This window comes from Clostridium aromativorans (genome assembly GCF_020908015.1).
Classification (GTDB): domain Bacteria; phylum Bacillota; class Clostridia; order Clostridiales; family Clostridiaceae; genus Clostridium_B; species Clostridium_B aromativorans.
Map to the genome: position 1 here is coordinate 1 of NZ_JAJJPB010000039.1, position 22,061 is coordinate 22,061.

Sequence of the window (22,061 nt, forward strand, 5' to 3'; positions counted from 1 at the left end):
ATATACTCAAATATTCCCTTTAGCCTATTTGATATTTTATCATTTATTACTTTTCTCCTATATTTAACAACCAATACCAAATGATAATTCAATAAGAATACTGAATGATTATTTGTATCTAAATCCATTTATTTTACCTCATTTATATATTTACCACTGATTTTGGAATACATCATATATAATAATTCGTCAAGTAGTTATTATTTTAGGTATCGAACCTAAAATAACAAGGACTATTCATATCCAACTTATAGAAAATAGGAGAATTACGCCCTTTTTGTTAAATGCCCTAGTTCATGTGCGAAAATATACCTACAAGCCAGTGCTGCCGTAAGATTTGCTATAATACATCTGTTTTCATCTTTTGGAGCACCTGTAAAATATAATTTCACATTATTGGGATCAAAAACTCCCTCAACCGAATTATTTAATTCGCCATTTGCATCGCCTATTTTCTTAAACATACCTTTATTAGAAAATACAGTATAAAAAAGCATAAAGTATACTTAAGGTACCTGTGTTAATAAGCATATTATCATAATTATCTTTTATCCATACGCATGCATTTAATTCGCCATTTTCTATATAATTAAATTTAAGGCCTTTGGTATTATACTTTTTATTTGTATTTGACGGTGCCTTAACTACTTTATCATATAAACTTTCCGTTATTAACTTACACAAATTTAAAAAAGACTTCTCAGTAAATCCACTATTAAAAATATTATCCATAAATATCCTCCAGCATATTTGATATGCTTATATTTCAACACCTAAATACTAAAGTTTTTCCTCATAACTTGACTGTTAAAAAACTTACCATATAAACTAAAGCACATTAGCAATTATTCCTTATAATTTAATTATATATTATTTCAGAGTAGTCATGAGTTAGTTACCTCCCATTATAGACATAATCATTTATATAATGCGCAACAAAAAAATTAACATTTAATTCATATTTTTATTATAGTACAAGTTGTATTCTTTATCCATAAATATGTAAAATAATCTATGATTTTTCTTTTAAAGATAAAAACTCCGTAATTTTTAATTATTCACAAATAAAAAAGATCTGCATAAACTTAAAAGTTTACTACAAATCTTTTTCATATTTTAACATTCATAAATTCATATTTGTAATGTTAGAAATTCCTGCTCTATAATGTAAACTTTTATAGTAAATATAGCAAATTCAATACTTCTTCTCTTTTTTATTTATAACATTTAATTTACAATTATTTTTCTATTCTGCCGGATAAAGCATACCTTCCTGCACGTCCTTTATCAATGGCAACCTTAAGTTCTTCGCACTCTTCAAAACCCATTCAGAAATGTAAACAATAGCTAGGCAGAATAAAAAAACATTATACTAACTGTTTTCTCTATGATTTTAAATGATGAAGAAAATAGTTTTTTGCTTTTTATTTTCTATTCTACCTAAAATATGGCAGTAACCTATTCATGGTAAAACTCCCTTCTATAGCAACTTAAAAACGTCATCTGTTCAGATTAATATCGAGCAAATGACGTTTTAAATGTGATTATAGATACGTTTAATTGTCTTTAAATTTTTATAACTCATTGATTTATAAAGCTTTTAAACTGCTGTCTATATACACATGCCCCATTACGACCTATAAAACCGGTAATTGTCCCCTTTTCTAAACTAAACGAAACATTGCTCAGTTCAAAGCGTTCATATTTTTTATTTAAATCCATAACTGATAAAATGCTCATTTTTTCTCCTCCTTGTGGGAATCGGGCAGTTTTCCGTCAAAAATCATCTGTGTAAGCTTTGAAAACATACTTTGAGGTGGAATTGCAATCCCCTGCTCTTCATCCCCCAGCAAAATCAGTGTGTCACCTGGTTTAATGTTGAAAACATCTCTTGCTTCTTTTGGTATTACAATCTGCCCTTTTTCTCCACGGCAAAAGCATGAAGGAATGTTTATCCAATGGATAAACATTCCTTCATGCTTTTGCCGTGCTCTGTCCTCTCCTTTAGTAGAAAAACCTTTCTCCCATATTTTATGAATCACGGGCCTTTCACCTTTGAAATTGTTTTTAAAAACCAAAACCACATAAGACCCTCTGTTGAAGGCACAAAAATACATCCGGGGCGTGTCACATTTCCCTGCGCCTTTAAGGGCATTGTCCATAAGTATTCCAGCTATCCTGCACAAATCCATTATATTCATGTCAGCCCTGGATATGTCCTCCACTATCTCTACTTTCACCTCTATATTTTTTGAAAGTGCCTCTATGAGTTTGGCAGATATAAGGGCTTTCAAAGCTGAAATCCTGACATACCTAAGTTTGTCTATATTCGTACTGCTCCAATTTATATGGTCATCCATATGCATAACATTTTCATAAAAAAATTTCTTAATTCCTTTTGTATCTCCACTGTCTATATACCCTTTAAGGGGCAGGAGCATATTTTTATAGTCGTGCTTGAACTTTCTCGTCTGGCCGTACATTTCTTCCACTACAGAGGCATATTCCTCCAGACGATGCCTTTCTTCAGCTTCCCTTTTTAGTTCCAACTGTATGCCTATGCTCTTTTCATAGTTGTATATTATGAATAGTATGAGCACAATTGAAAAAAGAGGTATTGCAATTGGTATATACCAGTCTATTACAAAGGAAAAGCTGCCGTAACTTCTGGAATTCACATAGGGGTATATGAGCCTTATGCTCACCATTATGGGTATGCTCAGAGCAAATATCAATCTGAGCCTTGCTCTCCAGAGTGAATCTTTAGCGTATCTGTTCCTGCCCTTAAAAACAGTATTCTTGAATAGGGATATTAAAAACACACCTGCAAGTACTACTACATACACCATTGCATAATTTATTATATAGGAACTGCTTTTCCAGTAAAAATAAGCCCCGTTAAGGGCTTTGAGCATGACTTCTATAAAGTATATGGAAAATATAGCCATGAGCACTTTCAAAGTATCCATCATATTTTTACTGTTTTTTAATTCAGCTATTGTCACAGCAATGAGCAATGGAAACACTATGACATAAGAGCCTGTTTGAAGTACCATTCCTATCAGGTAAGAAGTTAAAAAATATTTTTCAGCTTTGTGAAAGTCTGTTTTGTATCCAGACAGAATCCATATTGAAATACAGCACAATATACTGACAGGTATAGGAGGAAGCACAAGCTCCGTGAAAAGTTTACTTAAGGGGAATTCTTTTATAAGCACCCTTTAAGCCCCCTTTTATATCTGAAGGAAACATAACACTTTTCCCCATTTGTCATGATTATGCTGTTTGACTTCATGTCCACTTCAGCAATCTTGTCCCTGTTGACAATATAGGATTTATGGCACCTGTAAAAATTGGGAGTAAGCTTTTTTTGTACATCCTTCAGACTTCCGTAAAATTCAATCTGTCTGTTTTCTTCATGAACTCTTATCCTGTGTGCTGCAGCACTGGTTTCTATAAAAAGGATGTCTCTCAATTTTATATTGATAATCCTGCAGTCTTCATCTATAGAGATATACTTGTCCTTTGAACTCTCCCTATAGTAATCACCATAAGCTTTAAGCAGGCAGTCTTTCACTCTGTCTGTAAAATTCCCCTCGTCTTTTGCCACATAATCCATAGCCTCCACCTTGTATTTAAACACCATATAGCTCATTTCCATATGAACTGTAGTAAAAATTATAAATCCCCGGGGATCAAAATCTCTTATCTTTTCACCCAATTTTATGCCATTCATGCTGCACTTCAAATCCACATCCAGAAAATAGATACCTGTAATATCCCGCCTTTTTATATATTCAATTACTTCCATGGGATTTTCGGTACACAGGGATATTTTTAAATCAATATTCTCCTTTAATATAATGTCTTCAACAGCTTTTTTGAATTTTTCCCTGTAGGCCGCGTTGTCCTCACAAATCAAAACTTCGAGCATGATTTCACATCCTGTTGACTTAGTATTTATTTATATTTTACTACTTTATAAAATTATGAAACAATAAACATTTTATAACTATTAAAATAATTAATTTGCTCCCTACGCCCCTGGATAACGATTTCTAAACTTCAGGTGGTGTCAAAAACCCCACCTGAAGTTTAGAAATCTGTTTATATTTTATTTTTTGTAATAACCTTAAAGGGACATTTGTGTGAAAAAATAATACTGCAATCTGTTCAGAAGATTGATAGCCTTCTTATCCATACCATTTTCCAGTATCCAGGTCATAAGCACAAAAACATTCGCCACATAAAGATTAGCCAATAGATCTAGTGAAACATCCGTAGATTTTTTATGCTGTTGTAAATATAAACGACACTGTGAAAAAAGAATCTTTTCAATTTCTTCTCGCAGATCCCCCCGGGGTACATGAACTTTCAGCAATACCTTTATCTCTTCCTTACGATGTGAAAATATCTGGGAAACATCGCCTATAATTTTCTCTACACCGCCGCTCTCCGTTTGTAAAAAACGCAGTTTTGCTTTCTTCTTCACAATATCAACATAGTACTGCACAACTTTTTCCAAAAGATCATATTTGTCTGTGTAGTGGCTGTAAAAAGTAGAACGGCTTGTTAATGAAGCCTCACATATATTTTTAATTGTAATACTGTCAAAATCTTTTTTCCCCAGTAATTTGATAAAAGCTGCTTGGATATTTTGTTTTGTTTTAAAAATACGCACATCTTCCGCCAATCAATTTCACACCTCTTGTTCGATTTAATACATTTTTACATTTTTCATTCGATTACGAACATATTATATCATTTTAACAATTGTTTGTCCTTTAAAATAACAATATACTCTAGTTAATGGCCCATAGGTCAAATCAATCAATTAAACGGAGGTATTCTTATGTTCAAAAAATATACAGGCAATGAACAATTTGATCTGCAGATAACTCGTTTTACTTATGATTATGAAAATGATCCCGGGGTAAGGGAGGATTTAAAACAAATAGTGCCCAAATTAAAAGATTTTGACAGCTGGTATGAAAACTGGTCATATCTTGCTGTGAAACGTAAAAATGAAGGTTCTTACGGCATAGCCTCAAATTATTACAAGGCAGCTGAATTTTACCTGCAGCCCGAAGATCCCAACAAACAGAAAATGTATGAAGGATACCGCAGAAACTTTTACAAATACTATAATGATTTTGATTTTAAAAGCTACAAGGTTCCCTATGAAAACTCCTTTCTTCCAGCTGTAGAGCTGTTCAACCCAAACGCACATAAAACACTGATTATTTTTGGAGGCTATGATTCCTATATGGAAGAAATCATCAAAGAAGCTATATTTTTAAAAAATACAGACTATAACATAATTGTTTTTGACGGTCCAGGCCAGGGTACAGCTTTAAAAAACGGGCTGAAGTTTATTCCAAACTGGGAAAAACCAGTTTCGACAGTAATTGATTATTTCAATTTAAAACGTGTCAGTGCAATCGGCATATCCTGGGGAGGTTATCTTGTCATGCGTGCAGCAGCTTTTGAAAAGCGCATAGACAAAGTAATAGCATTTGATATCTTCTATTCCGGACTAGATCCATTGATGAATCGAATGCCCAAAGAAATAGGAAATAAACTCATTAAATTGTTTGAAGCCGGTAAATCCGCTGAATTCAATAATTTCATAAACAAGATGATGCAGGGCAATATTGATCTGACATGGAAAATAAATAAAGGTTACGAAATCACCGGCGAAACTACACCTTTTGATCTGTGCAGAAATTTCAAACATCACAGCATGAAAGGCATAGAGCAATTTATCAACCAGGACGTTCTCCTACTGGCCGGTGAAGATGATCAGTATGTGCCAATTTCAAGACTCCCTCAAATTCAGCAGGAACTCTGCAATGCAGGCTCCATTACAACAAAGGTCTTTACCAGAGAAACCGGCGGAGAACAGCATTGTCAGGCTGACAAGATTACCCTTGCCTTTGATGAGATCAAAAAATTTCTGAGTTGAGAAAATCTATTTGCAAGGATAAAATTGTATATTTTAATATCTGTACACACAATTATGTAACAAGTAGAAAGCAGTATCCAATTTATAGGATTACTGCCTTCTATTTTTATATATTATACTTTGGTCAAATTTTTTGCTAAAATACCTGAAACAATATCAATCTCTCTTTTTTCCATGTCATTGCCATGTCTGCCGCACCATCCATGATGAAATCCGCCTCCAAAGAAAACATCTCCGTGTTCTCTAAGTTGATGGTATGTATAATAATTTAAAGCTAATTTGTCAAGTACTTCACTATAATTTTTGAAAATTTTTTATACTCATTTACTTCCAAAACCGTTCTTCAAAATGGTTAATGCAATAATTTTATAAAAAATAAAAAAGATGAAGCGCTAAAAACTTCATCTTTTACACGCTCCTGCCGTAAAATCAATTATTACCACTTACTCCAATGTACTCTTTCTTCATTATATCTATCAGCAACAGGTTTCTCTTCTCCGGGATAACCCAGGGATATTACACAAAAAGGCACTATCTGTTCAGGAAGGTTTAACAGCTTAGCAATGCCTTCAACTCTTTCTTTCGCCGGATATACCCCAAGCCATACTGCACCTAATCCAAGAGCCTGTGACATGACAAGTATATTTTCTGCAGCAGCAGAACAATCCTGTATCCAGAAATCTTCGTCAAATTTTTTGAATTTCATATCACCGCAGATGACAATGGCATGACTGGCTTGTTTGAGCATTTGTGAATAGGGATGTACTTTAGTAATACCATCTAATATATTTTTATCGTTTAAAACAATAAACTGCCATGGTTGCTCGTTACCTGCTGAAGGTGCGGACATAGCTGCCTTCAAAATTTTTTCTATTGTTTCCCTAGAAATTGTTTTATCCGTATATTTTCGTATGCTTCTTCTTTCTAAAATAGCATCCATTATACTACCTCCTATTGACTTTTATAGCTGGTCTAACATTATGGATATATAATCCATATGAACTTATCCTTTGAAATATATTAACACCTTCTTTGAGTATAAGTCAATAATCCATATACATGATATGGAGCAATTTAAGATATTAAGGCAGCTGGCACTATCAGCGGGATGATTATCGCAAGTGGACAATTCAGATGAAAATTCCTTTCATCATACTTCAGCATATATATTTTTTTACTAAAATAATAAAGGTTTATTACATAATACACTTATTCATACCCTGTTTTATTTTTGTGATATAATAACTAAAAGATTGTGAGGTGCAAAATATGAAAATACGCCAGGAATATACTTGTCCCCTGGAAATTGTACATGATATTGTAAAAGGTAAATGGAAAACCATCATTGTATTCCAGTTGAAAGACGGTAGTAAAACCTTTTCACAGCTGGAACATGTCATCGAAGGAATATCACAAAAAATGCTATTGCAGCAGCTTAAAGAGCTCCGTGAATTTACAATAATTAATAAAATCAGTGCCCAGGGATATCCATTGCACGTTGAATATTTTTTGACGAAGCGAGGGCGGAAAATGCTGCAGGCTGTAGAAATAATGCAGGAAATCGGTATTGAATATATGCTGGAACAAAAAGGAATATGCTCCTGTAAGGACTTACATACCAAAAAGTAAGTAATTTACTTTTTCACCTCTTAGGTTATAATTTTTATTAATGGAGGTGTTAACTATGAATTTAGGATTAGTCTTGATTGATATACAAAATGATTACTTTCCCGGAGGGAAATTTGAATTATCTCAAGCCTATCAGGCTGGTATAAATGCCAGCAAGGTACTGGCATTTTTCCGTAAAAATGAATTACCAGTATTTCATGTCCAGCACATCAGCAGTGAAAAAGACGCTGCATTCTTTTTGCCAGATACCAAAGGTATGGAAATTCATAAAAGCGTATTTCCCAGTGATGGAGAACTGCGAATAATGAAGCACACTCCGGACAGTTTCTTTCAGACAAACCTGAAAAAAGAGCTTGACAGTCAAAAAGTAGATCATTTAGTAATCTGTGGCATGATGATGCATATGTGTGTAGATACAACCGTAAGATCCGCTAGAAATTTTGGCTACAGTGTTACACTTATTGAAAACGCATGTGCAACAAAAGATTTAATATGGAATAACACCATAATTCCTGCCTCAACAGTACAAGCCACTTTCATGGCAGCGCTAGACAACAGTTTTGCAAATATCATGGATGCTGATGGATGGATAAAGCAGGCTCATTAGGGAAAATAGTAATTAAAGACATAGTTCGAATTTACTCGATTAGCTATCTCAAGAGGAGTATACACCAAAAAATCATGTGACACATTTCCATATATTAAAATATTTAAAGGTGAAAAATGTGTCACATTACTTATTCTTAATTATTAATAGTTACAATATTAACATTACTTATTAAAATTTTTTCTAAATCTATCTACATTTATACATTTTTTATGTTATTTTCCTTAATGGGATTCTTCGCCCATCCCCACTTTTTAACCACAACAGATGTCAGTATAGGACATAAAATTGCAGTAATTACTGCCGATGCAGCAATAGCTGTAGTAGCAGTGGCCACCTGACCTGAAAGACTTGGTATTGACTGAGCTACAATGGCAGGAACAGCCACGGAACTGCTGGCAGATGAACAGTTTGCAACAGCTGCATATCCAGGACGGCGAAGTATAAATTTGTCCGCAGGAACCAAAAATATAAATGACAATACAATAACCAATACTCCCAACAAAATACCTGTGAAACCGCCTCTAACTATGTTTACAATATTCAATCCAGTTCCAACTGAAAACCCTAAGAAGGGCAGCGTGAACATAATTCCACTCTTTAAGAAATTCCTTATATCCTCATCAAGATTTCCCAGTATAAAACCTACAACCATTGTTCCAACTGATGCAATTATAGCAATGGGATTAAAGCCGCATCCAGCAACTCCCAATCCAAGCAGTGTAAACAGTGGGCCTACAGTAAGGCCAAGTAATGCCTGTGCACCTAGATCATATTTATCACCAATCTCGGACATAAGCCCAAGGTATATGCCGCAGTTATCACTCGTAACAGCTGCTAGAAGCAACAAGGGTGTAATTCCAAATATTCCATCGTTTCCAAACATCTTCACTACAATTATAGCTGGGATAAAACCTGCAAGAAATTTTCCAATTGTAAGTACTGTCCCACGTTTTAATGATTCTGCCACACCTTTAAGATTTATCTGGGCACCGACACATAACAAATTACATCCTATAAACACCAGGGCACCCGTAGAAAAAGTTGCCGTGGTAATTCCGCCAATTTTTATTATCTGAGGAAAACATGTATTTATTATTGCTCCGAGGAATAAAGGGATAATCATCAATCCTCCTGGAACTTTCTCAACAGTTTTTAAAATTTTCATTTACGAGCCTCCTTATATTAAATCATAAATCCATCTTTATCAAATTTTATATCTTCTGGTTTACTCAAAATTCAACATCATCCCTGTTTTTCAATTCGTCGTAATAGCTTTCAGAAACCTCTATTATATCCATTGAGGATGTATTTTTTTATATGTACCACATATTTACCTTATCAAAATCTATTCCTGTTTTTAAAAAATTTTTTTTCATACCAGTACATATCATGTCAACTGCCTGCATAATATATATACTGGTATGAAATTAACAATTTATTTATTCCCCGATATAAAGTGCCTTGTCATCAATTAATTTATTGATTTGATCATCTGTATATCCAATTTCCTTCAAGATACTCCTGCCCTGCTCGCCTATCATAGGTCCGCGTACATACTCCGGCTCTCCCATTTCAGCAAAGTTTACAGGTGGTCTGACCAATGTTCGGGTATTTCCATTATCATATTTCATGCTGTAGAAGCATTCATTGGCCCATGCCTGTTTATCTTCAAGTATTTCCTCTAATGACTGTGCAAGAGCAAAAGGTATATCCGCCTTTGTCAATCTCTCACTGCACTCCTCCACTGTCATCTTCCCGATAGCTTCCATTACAATATCATAGACTTCATGGCCCACTCCTGCCTTTTGTACATTTTGAATTGGAAAATATCTTTCAGAATCAGCCAGATCGTCTCTTCCGATTGCAGACATGAATTTTTTATAATAGGTATTATAATCAGGCGTACATGTCTGTATATATCTTCCTTCTTTTGTTTTCCATGCTGCAAGAAGTGGATTATTTCCTTCACGGACATTAATGGGATATGGCGTTCCTATATCCTTATACTGCGCAGCTTGTACCATCATCCCCATATTGAAAACAGCAGTCTGGAACAGACTTGTAGTAACTTTTTCCCCTATTCCCTTGGTTTTTGCCTGATATAGTGCAGCCAGGATTCCGGCTACCAGGTTCATGCCTACGTTGTGATCTCCCAATCCGGGCACCACATTCATTGGAACAGAATCTTTTTGACGCAGTGTCTCAAGATAACCGCCCCTTGCAAAGAAGGCAGTAAAGTCAAATCCAGGCAAATCCTTGTCGGGGCCATATTCTCCATAACCGGTGCACATTGCATAAACAAGCTTAGGATATCTGCTCTTTAGACTTTCGTAATCTACTCCGGCACGTTCTAACGCATGAACTCTCCAGTTTGTAATGAATATATCTGCTGTATCCAAAAGTTTAAAGAAGGCCTCTTTTCCCTCTGGAGTTTTCATATTCAATGAAATACAGCGTTTATTTGCATTTTCAAGATCCCATGTGGTATTTTCATGCATATCCAGAGGTCTTCCCTCACTTGGTGCCGTATAACGAATAGGATCTCCTTTTGGGCTTTCTATCTTTATAACATCTGCGCCCAGATCAGCAAGAAAACGACCTGCAGTTGCAGCAGCTATAAAGTTTGCCAGCTCAATAACTCTTACACCTTCCAATGGTTTATTTTTCATAATCATTTCCTCCTAAATTTATTATTTGTCCAATTCTTCCAATATTGCAGGAATTACTTGATACAAGTCACCTACAATTCCGTAGTCAGCCACCTTGAAAATAGGTGCATTCTCATTTTTGTTTATGGCAACTATATAGTTGGAATTCTGCATACCTGCCAGATGCTGTATGGCGCCTGAAATGCCGCATGCAAAATAAATTTTGGGCTTTACAGTAGTACCTGTTTGTCCTATCTGATAGGAGTGGTCAATCCACCCTGCATCCACACAGGCCCTTGAAGCAGCAATAGTTCCACCTAATTTATCCGCCAGCTGTTTCAACAATTTAAATCCTTCAGGTTTTCCAAGTCCCATACCTCCGGATACAATAATATCTGCATCTGTCAGTGAAACTGCATTTTCTACTTTTTTCACTACATCTACAACTTTTGTCCTGATATCGCCTTTTTCAAATTCAACATCTAATTTTACAAGCTGTCCTTTACGGCCTTTTTCATAAACAGCTTTATCCATAACTCCAGGTCTTACTGTAGACATTTGAGGACGATTATTAGGGCAGACAATAGTAGCCATGAGGTTCCCACCAAAAGCCGGCCTTGTCTGCTTTATTTTTTTGTCTTCAGGATCAATCTCCAATTTAGTACAATCCGCAGTCAATCCGGTACTGCATTTTACAGCAAGGCAGGGTCCCAAATCACGTCCTATATGGGTAGCTCCCAACAATACTATTTCCGGTTTGTATTTTGAAATAGCTTCAAAAATAACCTTGCTATAAGCATCGGTACGATAATTTTCCAATTCAGGATGATCTGCCGCATAAACCTTGTCGGCACCATAGGCAAAGAGTTCATCAGCCAGTCTTCCTACATTATTTCCACAAAGCACTGCACAAAGCTCTGTTCCAACTTCTTTCGCCAGTTTTTTACCTTCGCCCAAAAGTTCTATAACTACAGGCATAATCTTTCCCTGACGCTGTTCTGCAAATACCCATACGCCTTTATAGGCACTCAGATCAACTGATTTCTTTTCTTCTTCAACTTTTTCTATTGCTCCAAAGGGGCATATTTCTACACAAACCCCACATCCAGTACAAGCTCCTCCAATATCAGCAATTTTATTTTTCATAGTGATTGCACCAAAAGGACAGTTCTGCACACATTTGGTACAACCCTTGCATTTATCTTTCAAAACCCTCATAGTCATTTTACTCAGCCGCCCTTTCTTATAATACGTGTTTTTCTTTCAACTTGAAGATAAGACTAGATGCCATTTCATTAACGGATCCCTTCAGCATTTCACCTTTTCCCTTTGGTGGTGGTGTAAAAGAACGAAACACCTGTGTAGGTGATGCATTCAATCCACATTCTTTCGGATCCAGGGATATATCCTCGTGGTTCCACACAGTAATTTCTTTTTTATAGGCATCGACAATTCTATAAATGCTCATATATCTCGGCTCATTTAGTTCCTTCACTACTGTAAGAAGACAGGGAACCTGAGCTTCCACTACTTCATATCCATTTTCAAGCTGCCTTTGGACAACTAGTTTATTTCCATCAAATTTTATATCCTGTACATAAGTCACTACAGGCAAACCAAGTCTCTCTGCCACCTGCGGTCCTACCTGGGCCGTATCACCATCTATCGCCTGTCTTCCTGCAAAAATGATATCCACAGGTCCGAATTTTTTTATACCTGCTGCAATAGTAGTGGATGTAGCACAGGTATCTGCTCCTCCAAAAGCACGATCACTCAGTAAATACGCTTCATCAGCTCCCATGGCAAGACATTCCCTCAGCATGACAGATGCCTGCGGCGGCCCCATGGTCATTACAGCAACCGTTGTACCTGGATTCTCATCTTTTATAGTCAATGCAGCCTCAAGTGCATTGGCGTCGTCGGGATTTAAGATACTAGGTACTCCCTCTCTTATCAACGTTCCTTTTACGGGATCAATCTTGACTTCATTTGTATCAGGTACCTGTTTTACACATACTAAAATCTTCATAAATTACAACTCCCCTTCCTACTTCTTTAACAGCTTCCTGGAAATTACTATTTGCTGTACCTGAGATGTTCCTTCATAAATAGTAAATACCCTGCAGTCTCTATACAAACGCTCAACCTTATAATCTTTTATGAATCCATATCCGCCGTGAATCTGGACGGCTTTTGCACAGATTTCATTACAGATTTCCGATGCATAATACTTGGCCATGGAGCATGCCATCGAGGCATCCTGATTGGTGTCCTTGAGGTATGCAGCATCATAGACTAATTCTTTAGCTGCCTTTAACTTTGTAGCCATATCCGCAATCATAAAAGCAATTGCTTCAAAATCCCCAATCCTTCTTCCAAACTGCTTTCTCTCCTTTGCATATTTAATGGATTCATCAAGTGCTGCCTGGGCTATGCCAATGGATTGAGATGCCACACCAATACGCCCCACATCAAGAGTTTTCATGGCATTTATAAACCCCTTGTTCAATTCTCCAAGAAGGTTGCTCTTATGTACCCTGACATTATTTAAAATAATGTCGCTGGTTGCACATCCGATTACTCCCATCTTAGCCTCCGGCTTTCCACAGGACACACCTTCCTGTTTCATATCGACAATAAAAGCGGAAATACCTCTTGTACCCTTGCTCATGTCTGTCTTGGCATAGATCACTGCAAAATCAGCTAAAGGCGCCATTGTAATAAAAGTTTTACGACCATTTAGTACATAATAATCCCCGTCTTTCACTGCCGTTGTAGACATACCACCTGCATCGGAGCCCGCTCCAGGTTCCGTCAATGCAAAGGCAATTTTTTTATCTCCCGTTACTACCGGTTTCAGATATTTCTCTTTCTGCTCATCATTTCCTGACAGCAGCAGGGGACCTCCGGAAAGAGAATTTGGAGAGGAAACATATATGCTGGCAACTCCGCTTACTCTTGCAATTTCCTCCATTACAATCACATAAGCACGATTATCAGCTCCGGCACCTCCCAATTCCCTTGGAACTTTTATTCCAAAAAAACCTGCCTTGGCCATTTTCTTTAAAATTTCTTCTGGAAATTCTCCTGTAGCTTCAACTTCATCCAAAATATCCGATGTAAGTTCTTTTTCAGCAAAACCTCTTGCCAGTTTTCTAATCAGTTGATGCTGTTCTGTTAAAATCATAATCTTCCTCCTTACTTACCTTCCTTTGAATTTCTTTTTTTAACTGTTTTACATTCACTTTCCCATTAAGATTCGTTGGGAATTCTTTAAAAGTATAAATATATTTTGGAACCTTATAATCAGCAATATGTTTTTTTAAATATCTCACAAGACCATCTACATCCAGTTTTTCATTCTCTGCAACAATACAGGCTGATATTTCCTCCTGCACGACAGGTGCAGGTATTCCAAATACCTTTACTTGAAGAACACCAGGGTACCTTAGAATTATTTCTTCTATTTCCACAGGTGATATATTTTCTCCAGATCTTATTATGATATCTTTTTTTCTTCCCGTAATATAAAGGTTTCTACAGTTGTCGACATAGCCGATATCTCCCGTATAGAGCCATCCTCCTTTAACCTTTTCGCAATTTTGTCTTGTGCATTTATAATATCCCTTCATTACATTGAAGCCCTTAACCAGGATTTCTCCGGCCTCATAAGGCCCCAAATCACGTCCGTCTTTTGTACTGACAATTTTTATTTTCACATTGGGGATCACCTTCCCCACGGAAATACATTTAATATTCATTGAATCATCATAACCATTGAAAGTAACACAGGGAGACGTTTCCGTCTGTCCATAGGACTGCTGCAGCTTTTCAAACTTCAGCTCTTTACATATCTTTAAATAATCTTCCTTAAATACTTTTGATCCGGCTATAATTCCCGACTTCAAAGAGGACAGATCATATTTCCTCCTCTCGGGATTGCTCAGCAGGGCCAAGAATATTGTAGGCACGCCATTTAAAATAGTAATTTTATACTTGTGGATACATTTCAAAATACAGGAGGTATGAAGCTCCGGCATCAAATAAATGCAAAATCCCACTCTCAAGCTGGCAAGAAAACCAGTACTCAATCCAAAGCAGTGGAATAAGGGAACTGACATGCACATTCTGTCACCTGCTTCCCACTTCATCTGTTCCACCGCTTCCCTTGAAATATTTACAAGCTGGTAGTGAGTGAGCATAACACCTTTTGGAAAAGATGTAGTGCCTGATGTAAATACAATGCTGGCAATATGCTGTGGAGTGACTTTATTTTCCGCTTCTTTTAGATTTTCCACATCAGAAGGATTTAGATTTTTCAAGATCTGATCTCTATTTTCCCCATGATGTTCATTTTTGCCCATATACATGTATTCTTTTACTTTACCTATATTTCTATTATTCAAACAGTTTATAATGTTTTTACTATTGCTGCAGCAATCACCATAACAAACATACTCTACATCTGAATATTCAAAAGTTTTAGCTAATTCTTCTTCCTTATATCTTGGGTTTATTAACACGGATACAGCTCCAATTTTAGCTAATGCCACATAGGTAATTATCCAATTTGGAGTATTGCCGCCCCAAATGGCAACATGAGTATTGTATTTAATGCCGCGCTTCAGGAATTTAACTGCAAATACATCGGAAAGTTCGTCTAAATCTCTCCAGGTATAAAAAACATCCCTGTATTCAAATGCACTTTCGTCTGCCATAGTTTTCAACCTCTGTAACAAAACTTGCCCTATTGTTATATTTTCCAATCTCATATATCAGATCTTCCTTTTCTAATTAAGGTAAATAATCTAAAACTTAACTAAGCATTTCTTTAAAAGTTTGGATTGCTGTTTTAGCCTGTTCATAATTAGCCATCTGCCTGTCAACTTCAATCACTGTACTTGGAATATCTGCTGAATCAAGGGCTTTTCTTACAAATACACAGTCAAATTCCTCGGGGTCACAGAACTTGGTCATGAAAATAATTACCCCATTCGCACCCGTACGCTCTGCCAAATTTACAATATAGTCAGCCCTTTTCTTGTCCACATCATATAATACAGAGCAATTACCCATATTAGAAAATTTTGCACTAAGTGCGTCCAGAGACGACTTTTCAGATTCTGTGTCCGTATCTACTCTATACTGACGTGATTCATCTGCAATATCATCTCCCACAACCTGCATATTATTGTCATCCAGAATATTCAACAGGTTTCTACTGTCAGCCAAAATTCCAGATGTGACAATTTTGATCTTTCTATCTTTTCCTTTACCGCTTTCTCTCAAAGCCTGTATAAATTTATTTACCAATTCAGTATGTTTTTCTTTTTCCATAAAATATGCACTCTTGAATATGTCGCTTCTCTGCGAAACGGTTATTTGTGGATACTCAACAAGCAGATCACTTAATTTTCTCATTGCAGCATTGTGTGCATTGTAGATTTTGATGGAATTCCAGAGTGATTCTTCAGAGAAAGATGATCCAGTTGCTTTTTCAAGATCTTTTATAACTCTCTCATATCCAGCTCTGGTAAATTTTTTTCCTCCTTCGCTGGCTCTGTTCTGCGGATAAGTCATTGGTATAAAAGGAATATCTTTCACTGCATATTTCCAGTTTTGTCCAAGGCATTTCAGTGAGTCACATAGGGAAGGTATTAGAATAGCTGATACTCCTCTATACTTGCCGGTAATTCCGAGTTCCAAAATAGATTGCATTATACTGCATATAAATGCAGGAAAATACTTTTTGGCTTCCTTTATCTCAATATCTGCACCCCAGGCTCCCATCGGAACAATTCCCATAGAATGTACAATTTCCTCAGGTGTATACACAGGTGCACAGAGAACCACTTTCTTACCTTCACTAAGATAATACTGAAGCTGCTTATCCGGGTTTTCAGCAATATCATGAAATTCCGCTAACAATTTATTTAATACATCCATTTTATTTGTCCCCCTTATTTGCTTCCATAATTTCAGTTAATCCCTGCACACGGGTTTCATACTGGGCTTCCGAGAAATTACGTGGATCAGCTTGATCTCCATCAAAGGATGCAACAGGTATATCACATTCTTCTCCAATCTGTCGGCTCATTTCATACATGAATCCGCTCCAGAGTTTGCAGGATCTATTGGTATGTACTAGCAAACCTTCTGCTCCAGTTTTTTTGGCCAGGGCAACTCTCTTATCACGGGCAAGTTCCAGATTTATAGCATTGGGAACCCTGCAATAAGCTTTTACAAGGCCGTCAAAATCATCATATAAGAATCCAAAGGCATCTGCATAAATTGTTGCTACCATATTTATTCCCCTGGATTTAAGACCTTTAGATGTAACACGAAGATAAGGCCAGCATGCAATTCCCTCAAACATAATTCTATATTTCTCATCTGCGCGGAAAGTGCTTGTACCTTCTTTAACAGCCTTTTTGTATTCCTCAACTAAAGTTTCAAATGCCTCTGCAGCTTCTACCGTTCCCCTTGCACATACTGCCACTGCCATGTGGTTCAACAAATCAAAACCATTTAATGGAGAAGGTTGATATTTAGTGTAACTGGTAGCTTCAAGCCATGCTCTCGAAGTACGATTTGAGATTTTCATAACTTCCTTGAATTTATTGTTGTCCCATTTCTTTCCCGTTATTTTTTCCAGCTGTTTAATTGCATCTATAAACTGACTTTTGATATAGGCAACCTGGGCATCCGATACTTCATAATCAGGATTAAACGGTATATCTATTAAAATAAGCGGTATATTTAGTTTTTTGGCAATACATTCATACCATTTGATCATACAGTTGCAAATATTGTTACAACATAATAGAAAATCCGGCTGCGGCATATTCTGTTCTTTGACATCCTTCAATTTTGTATAGGCAAGACTTATCCTTGCATAGGCACAAATATCATTGGGATAGCCTTCGCTCTCTGCTTCGGAACATAATCTTTCACCTGCTCCTCTGGCCGCAATTGCCGCTGCCTGATTTTCCGGATAACAGACTTTAATTCCCATTGTCTGAAAAATTTCCTGTGGAAAGTTACTTGCACACCATCCAATTTTTTCTCCCCTGTCTTTTGCCTCCTGAACTCCTTTATAATGGTTTACAATAATCTGATTCAGCTTATATGCAGCTGAATTAGGATCCAAAATCCTTCTTTTCTTCTTTTTCTTTTCTTCGGCCATTTCTAACTCCTCCTTCTTTTTAATTCACTTTATTATAAGCAGCTAATGCTGCACCAAGTGCACCCATCAATTGAGCAGAAGGTGAATAAAAAATTTCTACTCCCAGTTCCTTTGACATGGCATCTCTAACCCCGCCATTGCGAGCTACACCGCCGCTCATACAAACCTTTTCCCTTATCCCAATACGCTTTGCAAGAGAGGCAACTCGACTTGCTACAGAGCTGCAGATTCCGGCAACAAGATCATTCAATTCAACTCCGGCTGCCAATTGAGATATCACTTCCGATTCTGCAAATACAGTACAGGTACTGGAAATTTTAACAGGATGTTTTGCCGCTGCCGCCTTGACTTCCAAATCACCAATATCCAGCTGCAAAATCCTAGCCATAACATCCAAAAATCTTCCTGTTCCTGCTGCACACTTATCATTCATCAAGAAATTTACCATTCTACCTTTTTCATTCAAGCTAAGAACTTTTGCATCTTGTCCACCAATATCAATAATTGTCCTTGCATCAGGGAATACGTGCTGAGCCCCCAATGCATGACAGGTTAATTCACTTATTTCTGCATCAGCATAAGCATAGGTAGATCTTCCATATCCTGTCACTACAACATATCTTAAATCATCTTGTTTCAATCCAGATTTTTCTAATACTTTTTTTCTTGACTTATCAGGTCCTTTTGTTCCAGTTCCTGCAGTTACGATGGAAGAAGCAATTACTTTTTTTCCATCTTTCAAGATGACACATTTTGATGTTGTTGATCCTATATCAACTCCCAGTGTATACATACTTGAGGATTCCTCCTTTATTTGTAATACAAATTCTGTAAATCAATCCTTATCAATATCAATTAACATATTCATATATTTATCCTATAATATCCCGTTCTTGTATCCTTGTATTCTTGTATACTTGTTAACAAGTTCACAAGTATATAGTAGCACATTCTTTTTTATTTGTAAATAATTTCACAAAGATTTGAAGTTATTAATTTATTTATCAGCAAAGCTATTACAAAACAGGAATTGAAATCCCTTGGAATATTAGGGATTATCTAAATAATAGAGCAGCATAAAAATATCTCCAACAAAATAAACATGGCTGGAGATACAAAAATTTTTTATTTTTTCATTTGTCTACTTGACATGAAGCAGCTCACATCCGTGACAGCTTATTTAAATTGATTCTACTCCTTTCGAATGATTGAACACCTCTATATATACATTTGTATACATAATTTTCATTTTGTAAAATATTGGGGATATTCTTTTTTTGCCCTGTCAATCATCCCAGCATTAGTTTCCAAATGCTTTTCTATAGCATGTTGAGCTTTATTTAAATTATTTTCCTTAATTGCATCTGCTACGGCTTTATGTTCTTCTATTATTTCAGGCATTTTATTAACAAAAGCTACATCGAAATTACGCCATCTTATAATATGAAGCATTGGATTCTCCAAAATTTTTACCAGTCTGTAACGTTTTACACTGTCAATTATAATCTTATGAAATTGAGAATCTAAGTCTTGAAAATTTTTACTATATGATGTCATATTTCGACAATTATTTTGTAATTTTAAGTTTTTTTCCAGTCCTTCCACCAATGACAGTCTCTTATCTTCTTCGAGCTTTGTAAACATTTCATACAGTACTTCTTTTTCCACTGCAGTTCTAAGTACTAGTAGATCATCTATATAATCTATATCGATTAAACTTACATAGGTTCCCCTCTGCGGATATACAGTTAATAATTCCAATTGATCTAAACGTGTAAATACATTACGGATGATAAAACGTGAAACATCATACTCTCTGCACATTTGATTTTCACTAATTTTTTGTCCCGGCTCCAAATCAAGATTTAATATTCTATCTCGAATACTTCTATATACTTGTTTTACACTAATTGGTTGCTTGTTGTTTGATATATAATCCATACCATTCTCCTCTTTAAATTTTTTGATTATCATATAGAAAAACTAGTATTATATAATTTATACATTCTATACGATTTTTAACAAAGTTTTAATTCCGTAAATATCATTATATAATTAATGCCGCAGTATTTGCAAATGCTGTGGCATTAATTTCTAGTTCTAAACCTCCCAGTTTTACAGCATGACAGGTTAAGCAGCAACTACTTTTGGATAAATCTTGTCCACACCATATTTACATTTTCACTTTAAATTTATCACAATTTAATTACTTATTATAAATTTGTATATATGTATTGTCATACAATATTATCAGTACATCCTGTAATCCTCCGCAAACCTCTTTAGTACAGCTTTTTATAGAAGATAACTCCAACTCAAATTTATTATCCTTATGTTCCGAGTCTATTACAATACTTTTAGCATTTTTATAAAATATAGCTTTATTATAAGATAACAATCTACTTAATCTACCTTCTACACTTATACCTATACTCTTGTTTTTAAAACATTGTAAATATTGTTCCAGCTTTTTAACTACATTTTCATTCTCCAAGAAATTTGTCATTTATCCTCTCTCCTTTTTACATATAATCAAATAAAAAAGTGCTTATTGGGAAACAATAAACACTTTATAATTATTAAAATAATTAATTTGCTCCCTACGCCAGTATTAACTTAAACAGGTTCAAAGAGTCAGGTTTTAGCCTTCTCAACCAAAATGGTTCCTCTGCAAACACATATATTAAATTTTATATTTCATCTTCATATATTATACTTTGGTCAAATCTTTTGCTAAAACAGCTGAAACAATATCAATCTCTCTCTTTTTCCATGTCTTTGTCATGTCTGCCGCACCACCCATGATGAAATCCGCCTCCAAAGAAAACATCTCCGTATTCTCTAAGGTGATGGCCATGTTCCATAAATTTCTCCAGCATCTGTTTGCGAAAATCCTCGTTGTCGCCTCCGAATTGCTTTTGAAGCCCTTCAATAATACGCTTGAGATATTCACTGAGGTTGGACAGTTCCTCATCGCTCAGACAGTCAAACACCTTATCCAGTTCAGGCGATGTATCATCGTCCATCTTACCGGCTGCTGCAGCACCTTTTTCAGTCAGTTTTATATTGAAGCTGCGGCGATCTTCCTCTGACGTCTTACGCTCAATATATCCATTTTTTTCTAGTTTACTCAAAAGTTCCGCCAGGGCCTGCCTGCTCATATCTAAAAGATAGGTCAATTCTTTCTGGCTGATCTCAGGTTTCATCTTCAGAATTGAAAGAACACGTCCCTGTCCTCTGTGGGGGTTACCCCATGGTCCAAAATTTTTAAAATTTTTCATTTGACAGCGATGCAGCAATGTATGCAGATGTACAAACTGTTCTAAAATTTCTTCTCTTATTTCACTCATGTGAAATACCTTCCTTTCACTAATTTTAATTACCTAGGTATTTTTGTCAAGTACTTGACTATAGTATAATGATTTAAAACTAACTTGTCAAGTACATGACTATAATTTGTGAAAACTTTTTACTGCTTCAACTTCAATAGTCTAATTATGTTCTCAACAGTCTTTTCCACATTTCCAAGTGGCCCTATTACTTTTAGTTTATATATTTTTTCATGTTTATATCCATTCCTTTCGCCTAGCTCAAGGCACAAAACGTAATGAAAATATTTGGCTTTGAGCGAATTTTTGTTTTATTATTAAGCCATAGGGATTTCGGTACACTACAAATCACGGGGAGGTGAGTGGGCTGTCTAGCTTGCCAGACGACCGTATGTTTATATGTGTAGACTGCCTTTTCAAGCACAAATAAGTGTACCTTTGAGTACGTAACCTTATCTTTGTTTAAACAATCTCGTTTAAATGCTAGGCCGTCAGTCAATGTCGTTTATCCCTATAATTTTTTAGAACTTCTTAGTTCAGAAAGGAGTCCCATATGGCTTTGAAAATCGTGTACAAAATCTGTTGTGGAATTGATGTCCACAAAACTTTTATAGTTGCTTGTATTGCAACTACTAATTCTATAGGTATTACTACCTACAAGAGCCATCGCTTTTCTACCTACACGAGGGGTCTG

Annotated in this window: 23 protein-coding genes, 1 pseudogene and 1 riboswitch; of the genes and pseudogenes, 4 read left to right on the plus strand and 20 right to left on the minus strand. The window is 35.9% G+C overall.

What is annotated here, in order from left to right; translation table 11 throughout:
• The 7 genes from LN736_RS17375 to LN736_RS17410 all read right to left on the minus strand — a co-directional run.
• The coding region (locus tag LN736_RS17375) for a transposase (protein ID WP_229982094.1) at positions 1–128 on the minus strand (128 nt) is incomplete at its 3' end.
• Positions 129–266: 138 nt separating this feature from the next.
• Positions 267–464, minus strand: a complete 198-nt coding sequence (locus LN736_RS17380; RefSeq protein WP_229982081.1) for a hypothetical protein — start codon at positions 462–464, stop codon at positions 267–269.
• A gap of 7 nt (positions 465–471) precedes the next feature.
• On the minus strand, positions 472–732 hold the full coding sequence (locus LN736_RS17385) for a hypothetical protein (protein WP_229982082.1): 261 nt from the start codon (positions 730–732) through the stop codon (positions 472–474).
• 849 nt (positions 733–1,581) lie between these two features.
• Positions 1,582–1,740: a hypothetical protein gene (locus tag LN736_RS17390; protein ID WP_326839099.1), complete on the minus strand. Its 159-nt coding sequence runs from the start codon at positions 1,738–1,740 to the stop codon at positions 1,582–1,584.
• The gene (locus LN736_RS17395; RefSeq protein WP_229982095.1) at positions 1,737–1,970 is read right to left on the minus strand and encodes an AbrB/MazE/SpoVT family DNA-binding domain-containing protein; all 234 of its coding nucleotides are present in this window, start codon (positions 1,968–1,970) and stop codon (positions 1,737–1,739) included. Before LN736_RS17395 ends, LN736_RS17390 begins: the two co-directional genes overlap by 4 nt.
• A gap of 1,238 nt (positions 1,971–3,208) precedes the next feature.
• On the minus strand, positions 3,209–3,934 hold the full coding sequence (locus LN736_RS17405) for a LytR/AlgR family response regulator transcription factor (protein ID WP_229982083.1): 726 nt from the start codon (positions 3,932–3,934) through the stop codon (positions 3,209–3,211).
• 198 nt (positions 3,935–4,132) lie between these two features.
• Positions 4,133–4,693 (minus strand): TetR/AcrR family transcriptional regulator, encoded by a 561-nt coding sequence (locus tag LN736_RS17410; protein WP_229982084.1) that lies wholly within the window; start codon positions 4,691–4,693, stop codon positions 4,133–4,135.
• A gap of 159 nt (positions 4,694–4,852) precedes the next feature.
• On the opposite strand from LN736_RS17410, the gene LN736_RS17415 reads away from it, so the two are divergent.
• Positions 4,853–5,965: an alpha/beta fold hydrolase gene (locus LN736_RS17415; protein ID WP_229982085.1), complete on the plus strand. Its 1,113-nt coding sequence runs from the start codon at positions 4,853–4,855 to the stop codon at positions 5,963–5,965.
• A 436-nt stretch (positions 5,966–6,401) separates the two neighbouring features.
• Here the strand turns inward: LN736_RS17415 and LN736_RS17420 are convergent, their stop codons facing one another.
• Positions 6,402–6,905, minus strand: coding sequence for a nitroreductase family protein (locus tag LN736_RS17420; protein ID WP_150355483.1), 504 nt, complete (start codon positions 6,903–6,905; stop codon positions 6,402–6,404).
• A 329-nt stretch (positions 6,906–7,234) separates the two neighbouring features.
• Here LN736_RS17420 and LN736_RS17425 point away from each other — a divergent pair, with 329 nt between their 5' ends.
• Positions 7,235–7,594, plus strand: coding sequence for a winged helix-turn-helix transcriptional regulator (locus LN736_RS17425; protein ID WP_150355482.1), 360 nt, complete (start codon positions 7,235–7,237; stop codon positions 7,592–7,594).
• Positions 7,595–7,649: 55 nt separating this feature from the next.
• A complete protein-coding gene (locus tag LN736_RS17430) occupies positions 7,650–8,201 on the plus strand; it encodes a cysteine hydrolase family protein (RefSeq protein WP_229982086.1) in 552 nt (183 codons plus the stop codon).
• A 199-nt stretch (positions 8,202–8,400) separates the two neighbouring features.
• On the opposite strand, the gene LN736_RS17435 is transcribed toward LN736_RS17430, so the two are convergent.
• From LN736_RS17435 to LN736_RS17490, 12 genes are all read right to left on the minus strand, one after another.
• Positions 8,401–9,369 carry a 2-keto-3-deoxygluconate permease gene (locus tag LN736_RS17435; RefSeq protein ID WP_229982087.1) on the minus strand — a complete coding sequence of 323 codons (969 nt, stop codon included), beginning with the start codon at positions 9,367–9,369 and terminating at the stop codon, positions 8,401–8,403.
• A gap of 274 nt (positions 9,370–9,643) precedes the next feature.
• A complete protein-coding gene (locus LN736_RS17440; protein WP_407647199.1) occupies positions 9,644–10,873 on the minus strand; it encodes a CaiB/BaiF CoA transferase family protein in 1,230 nt (409 codons plus the stop codon).
• Between the two features lie 21 nt (positions 10,874–10,894).
• Complete coding sequence (locus LN736_RS17445; protein WP_150355478.1) at positions 10,895–12,076, minus strand: electron transfer flavoprotein subunit alpha; 1,182 nt, start codon at positions 12,074–12,076, stop codon at positions 10,895–10,897.
• 19 nt (positions 12,077–12,095) lie between these two features.
• Entirely contained in the window at positions 12,096–12,881 is a 786-nt protein-coding gene (etfB, locus tag LN736_RS17450) for an electron transfer flavoprotein subunit beta (protein WP_229982089.1), read from the minus strand.
• Between the two features lie 18 nt (positions 12,882–12,899).
• Positions 12,900–14,039, minus strand: a complete 1,140-nt coding sequence (locus LN736_RS17455; RefSeq protein ID WP_229982090.1) for an acyl-CoA dehydrogenase family protein — start codon at positions 14,037–14,039, stop codon at positions 12,900–12,902.
• The gene (locus tag LN736_RS17460) at positions 14,008–15,624 is read right to left on the minus strand and encodes a class I adenylate-forming enzyme family protein (protein ID WP_229982091.1); all 1,617 of its coding nucleotides are present in this window, start codon (positions 15,622–15,624) and stop codon (positions 14,008–14,010) included. Before LN736_RS17460 ends, LN736_RS17455 begins: the two co-directional genes overlap by 32 nt.
• Positions 15,625–15,667: 43 nt before the next feature.
• Complete coding sequence (locus tag LN736_RS17465) at positions 15,668–16,798, minus strand: 2-hydroxyacyl-CoA dehydratase subunit D (RefSeq protein WP_150355474.1); 1,131 nt, start codon at positions 16,796–16,798, stop codon at positions 15,668–15,670.
• A gap of 1 nt (position 16,799) precedes the next feature.
• Complete coding sequence (locus tag LN736_RS17470) at positions 16,800–18,038, minus strand: 2-hydroxyacyl-CoA dehydratase subunit D (RefSeq protein WP_229982092.1); 1,239 nt, start codon at positions 18,036–18,038, stop codon at positions 16,800–16,802.
• 19 nt (positions 18,039–18,057) lie between these two features.
• Positions 18,058–18,831, minus strand: a complete 774-nt coding sequence (locus LN736_RS17475; RefSeq protein WP_179977262.1) for an acyl-CoA dehydratase activase — start codon at positions 18,829–18,831, stop codon at positions 18,058–18,060.
• Between the two features lie 452 nt (positions 18,832–19,283).
• Positions 19,284–19,979, minus strand: coding sequence for a GntR family transcriptional regulator (locus LN736_RS17480; protein ID WP_268253953.1), 696 nt, complete (start codon positions 19,977–19,979; stop codon positions 19,284–19,286).
• Positions 19,980–20,244: 265 nt separating this feature from the next.
• Positions 20,245–20,544 (minus strand): hypothetical protein, encoded by a 300-nt coding sequence (locus LN736_RS17485; protein WP_150355471.1) that lies wholly within the window; start codon positions 20,542–20,544, stop codon positions 20,245–20,247.
• A 74-nt stretch (positions 20,545–20,618) separates the two neighbouring features.
• Positions 20,619–20,718: riboswitch (TPP riboswitch) on the minus strand.
• A gap of 73 nt (positions 20,719–20,791) precedes the next feature.
• Positions 20,792–21,388, minus strand: a complete 597-nt coding sequence (locus tag LN736_RS17490) for a MarR family winged helix-turn-helix transcriptional regulator (protein ID WP_229982093.1) — start codon at positions 21,386–21,388, stop codon at positions 20,792–20,794.
• A gap of 532 nt (positions 21,389–21,920) precedes the next feature.
• Between LN736_RS17490 and LN736_RS17495 the strand changes: the two are divergent.
• A pseudogene (locus tag LN736_RS17495) lies at positions 21,921–22,061 on the plus strand (IS110 family transposase); the annotation flags it as partial.

Coding starts and splice junctions, on each gene's coding strand:
- LN736_RS17380 (WP_229982081.1), bottom strand. CDS start 464: ATGTTTAAGAAAATAGGCGATGCAAATGGCGAATTAAATAATTCGGTT.
- LN736_RS17385 (WP_229982082.1), bottom strand. CDS start 732: ATGGATAATATTTTTAATAGTGGATTTACTGAGAAGTCTTTTTTAAAT.
- LN736_RS17390 (WP_326839099.1), bottom strand. CDS start 1,740: ATGAGCATTTTATCAGTTATGGATTTAAATAAAAAATATGAACGCTTT.
- LN736_RS17395 (WP_229982095.1), bottom strand. CDS start 1,970: ATGTTTATCCATTGGATAAACATTCCTTCATGCTTTTGCCGTGGAGAA.
- LN736_RS17405 (WP_229982083.1), bottom strand. CDS start 3,934: ATGCTCGAAGTTTTGATTTGTGAGGACAACGCGGCCTACAGGGAAAAA.
- LN736_RS17415 (WP_229982085.1), top strand. CDS start 4,853: ATGTTCAAAAAATATACAGGCAATGAACAATTTGATCTGCAGATAACT.
- LN736_RS17420 (WP_150355483.1), bottom strand. CDS start 6,905: ATGGATGCTATTTTAGAAAGAAGAAGCATACGAAAATATACGGATAAA.
- LN736_RS17425 (WP_150355482.1), top strand. CDS start 7,235: ATGAAAATACGCCAGGAATATACTTGTCCCCTGGAAATTGTACATGAT.
- LN736_RS17430 (WP_229982086.1), top strand. CDS start 7,650: ATGAATTTAGGATTAGTCTTGATTGATATACAAAATGATTACTTTCCC.
- LN736_RS17435 (WP_229982087.1), bottom strand. CDS start 9,369: ATGAAAATTTTAAAAACTGTTGAGAAAGTTCCAGGAGGATTGATGATT.
- LN736_RS17440 (WP_407647199.1), bottom strand. CDS start 10,873: ATGAAAAATAAACCATTGGAAGGTGTAAGAGTTATTGAGCTGGCAAAC.
- LN736_RS17445 (WP_150355478.1), bottom strand. CDS start 12,076: ATGACTATGAGGGTTTTGAAAGATAAATGCAAGGGTTGTACCAAATGT.
- etfB (WP_229982089.1), bottom strand. CDS start 12,881: ATGAAGATTTTAGTATGTGTAAAACAGGTACCTGATACAAATGAAGTC.
- LN736_RS17455 (WP_229982090.1), bottom strand. CDS start 14,039: ATGATTTTAACAGAACAGCATCAACTGATTAGAAAACTGGCAAGAGGT.
- LN736_RS17460 (WP_229982091.1), bottom strand. CDS start 15,624: ATGAGATTGGAAAATATAACAATAGGGCAAGTTTTGTTACAGAGGTTG.
- LN736_RS17465 (WP_150355474.1), bottom strand. CDS start 16,798: ATGGATGTATTAAATAAATTGTTAGCGGAATTTCATGATATTGCTGAA.
- LN736_RS17470 (WP_229982092.1), bottom strand. CDS start 18,038: ATGGCCGAAGAAAAGAAAAAGAAGAAAAGAAGGATTTTGGATCCTAAT.
- LN736_RS17475 (WP_179977262.1), bottom strand. CDS start 18,831: ATGTATACACTGGGAGTTGATATAGGATCAACAACATCAAAATGTGTC.
- LN736_RS17480 (WP_268253953.1), bottom strand. CDS start 19,979: ATGGATTATATATCAAACAACAAGCAACCAATTAGTGTAAAACAAGTA.
- LN736_RS17485 (WP_150355471.1), bottom strand. CDS start 20,544: ATGACAAATTTCTTGGAGAATGAAAATGTAGTTAAAAAGCTGGAACAA.
- LN736_RS17490 (WP_229982093.1), bottom strand. CDS start 21,388: ATGAGTGAAATAAGAGAAGAAATTTTAGAACAGTTTGTACATCTGCAT.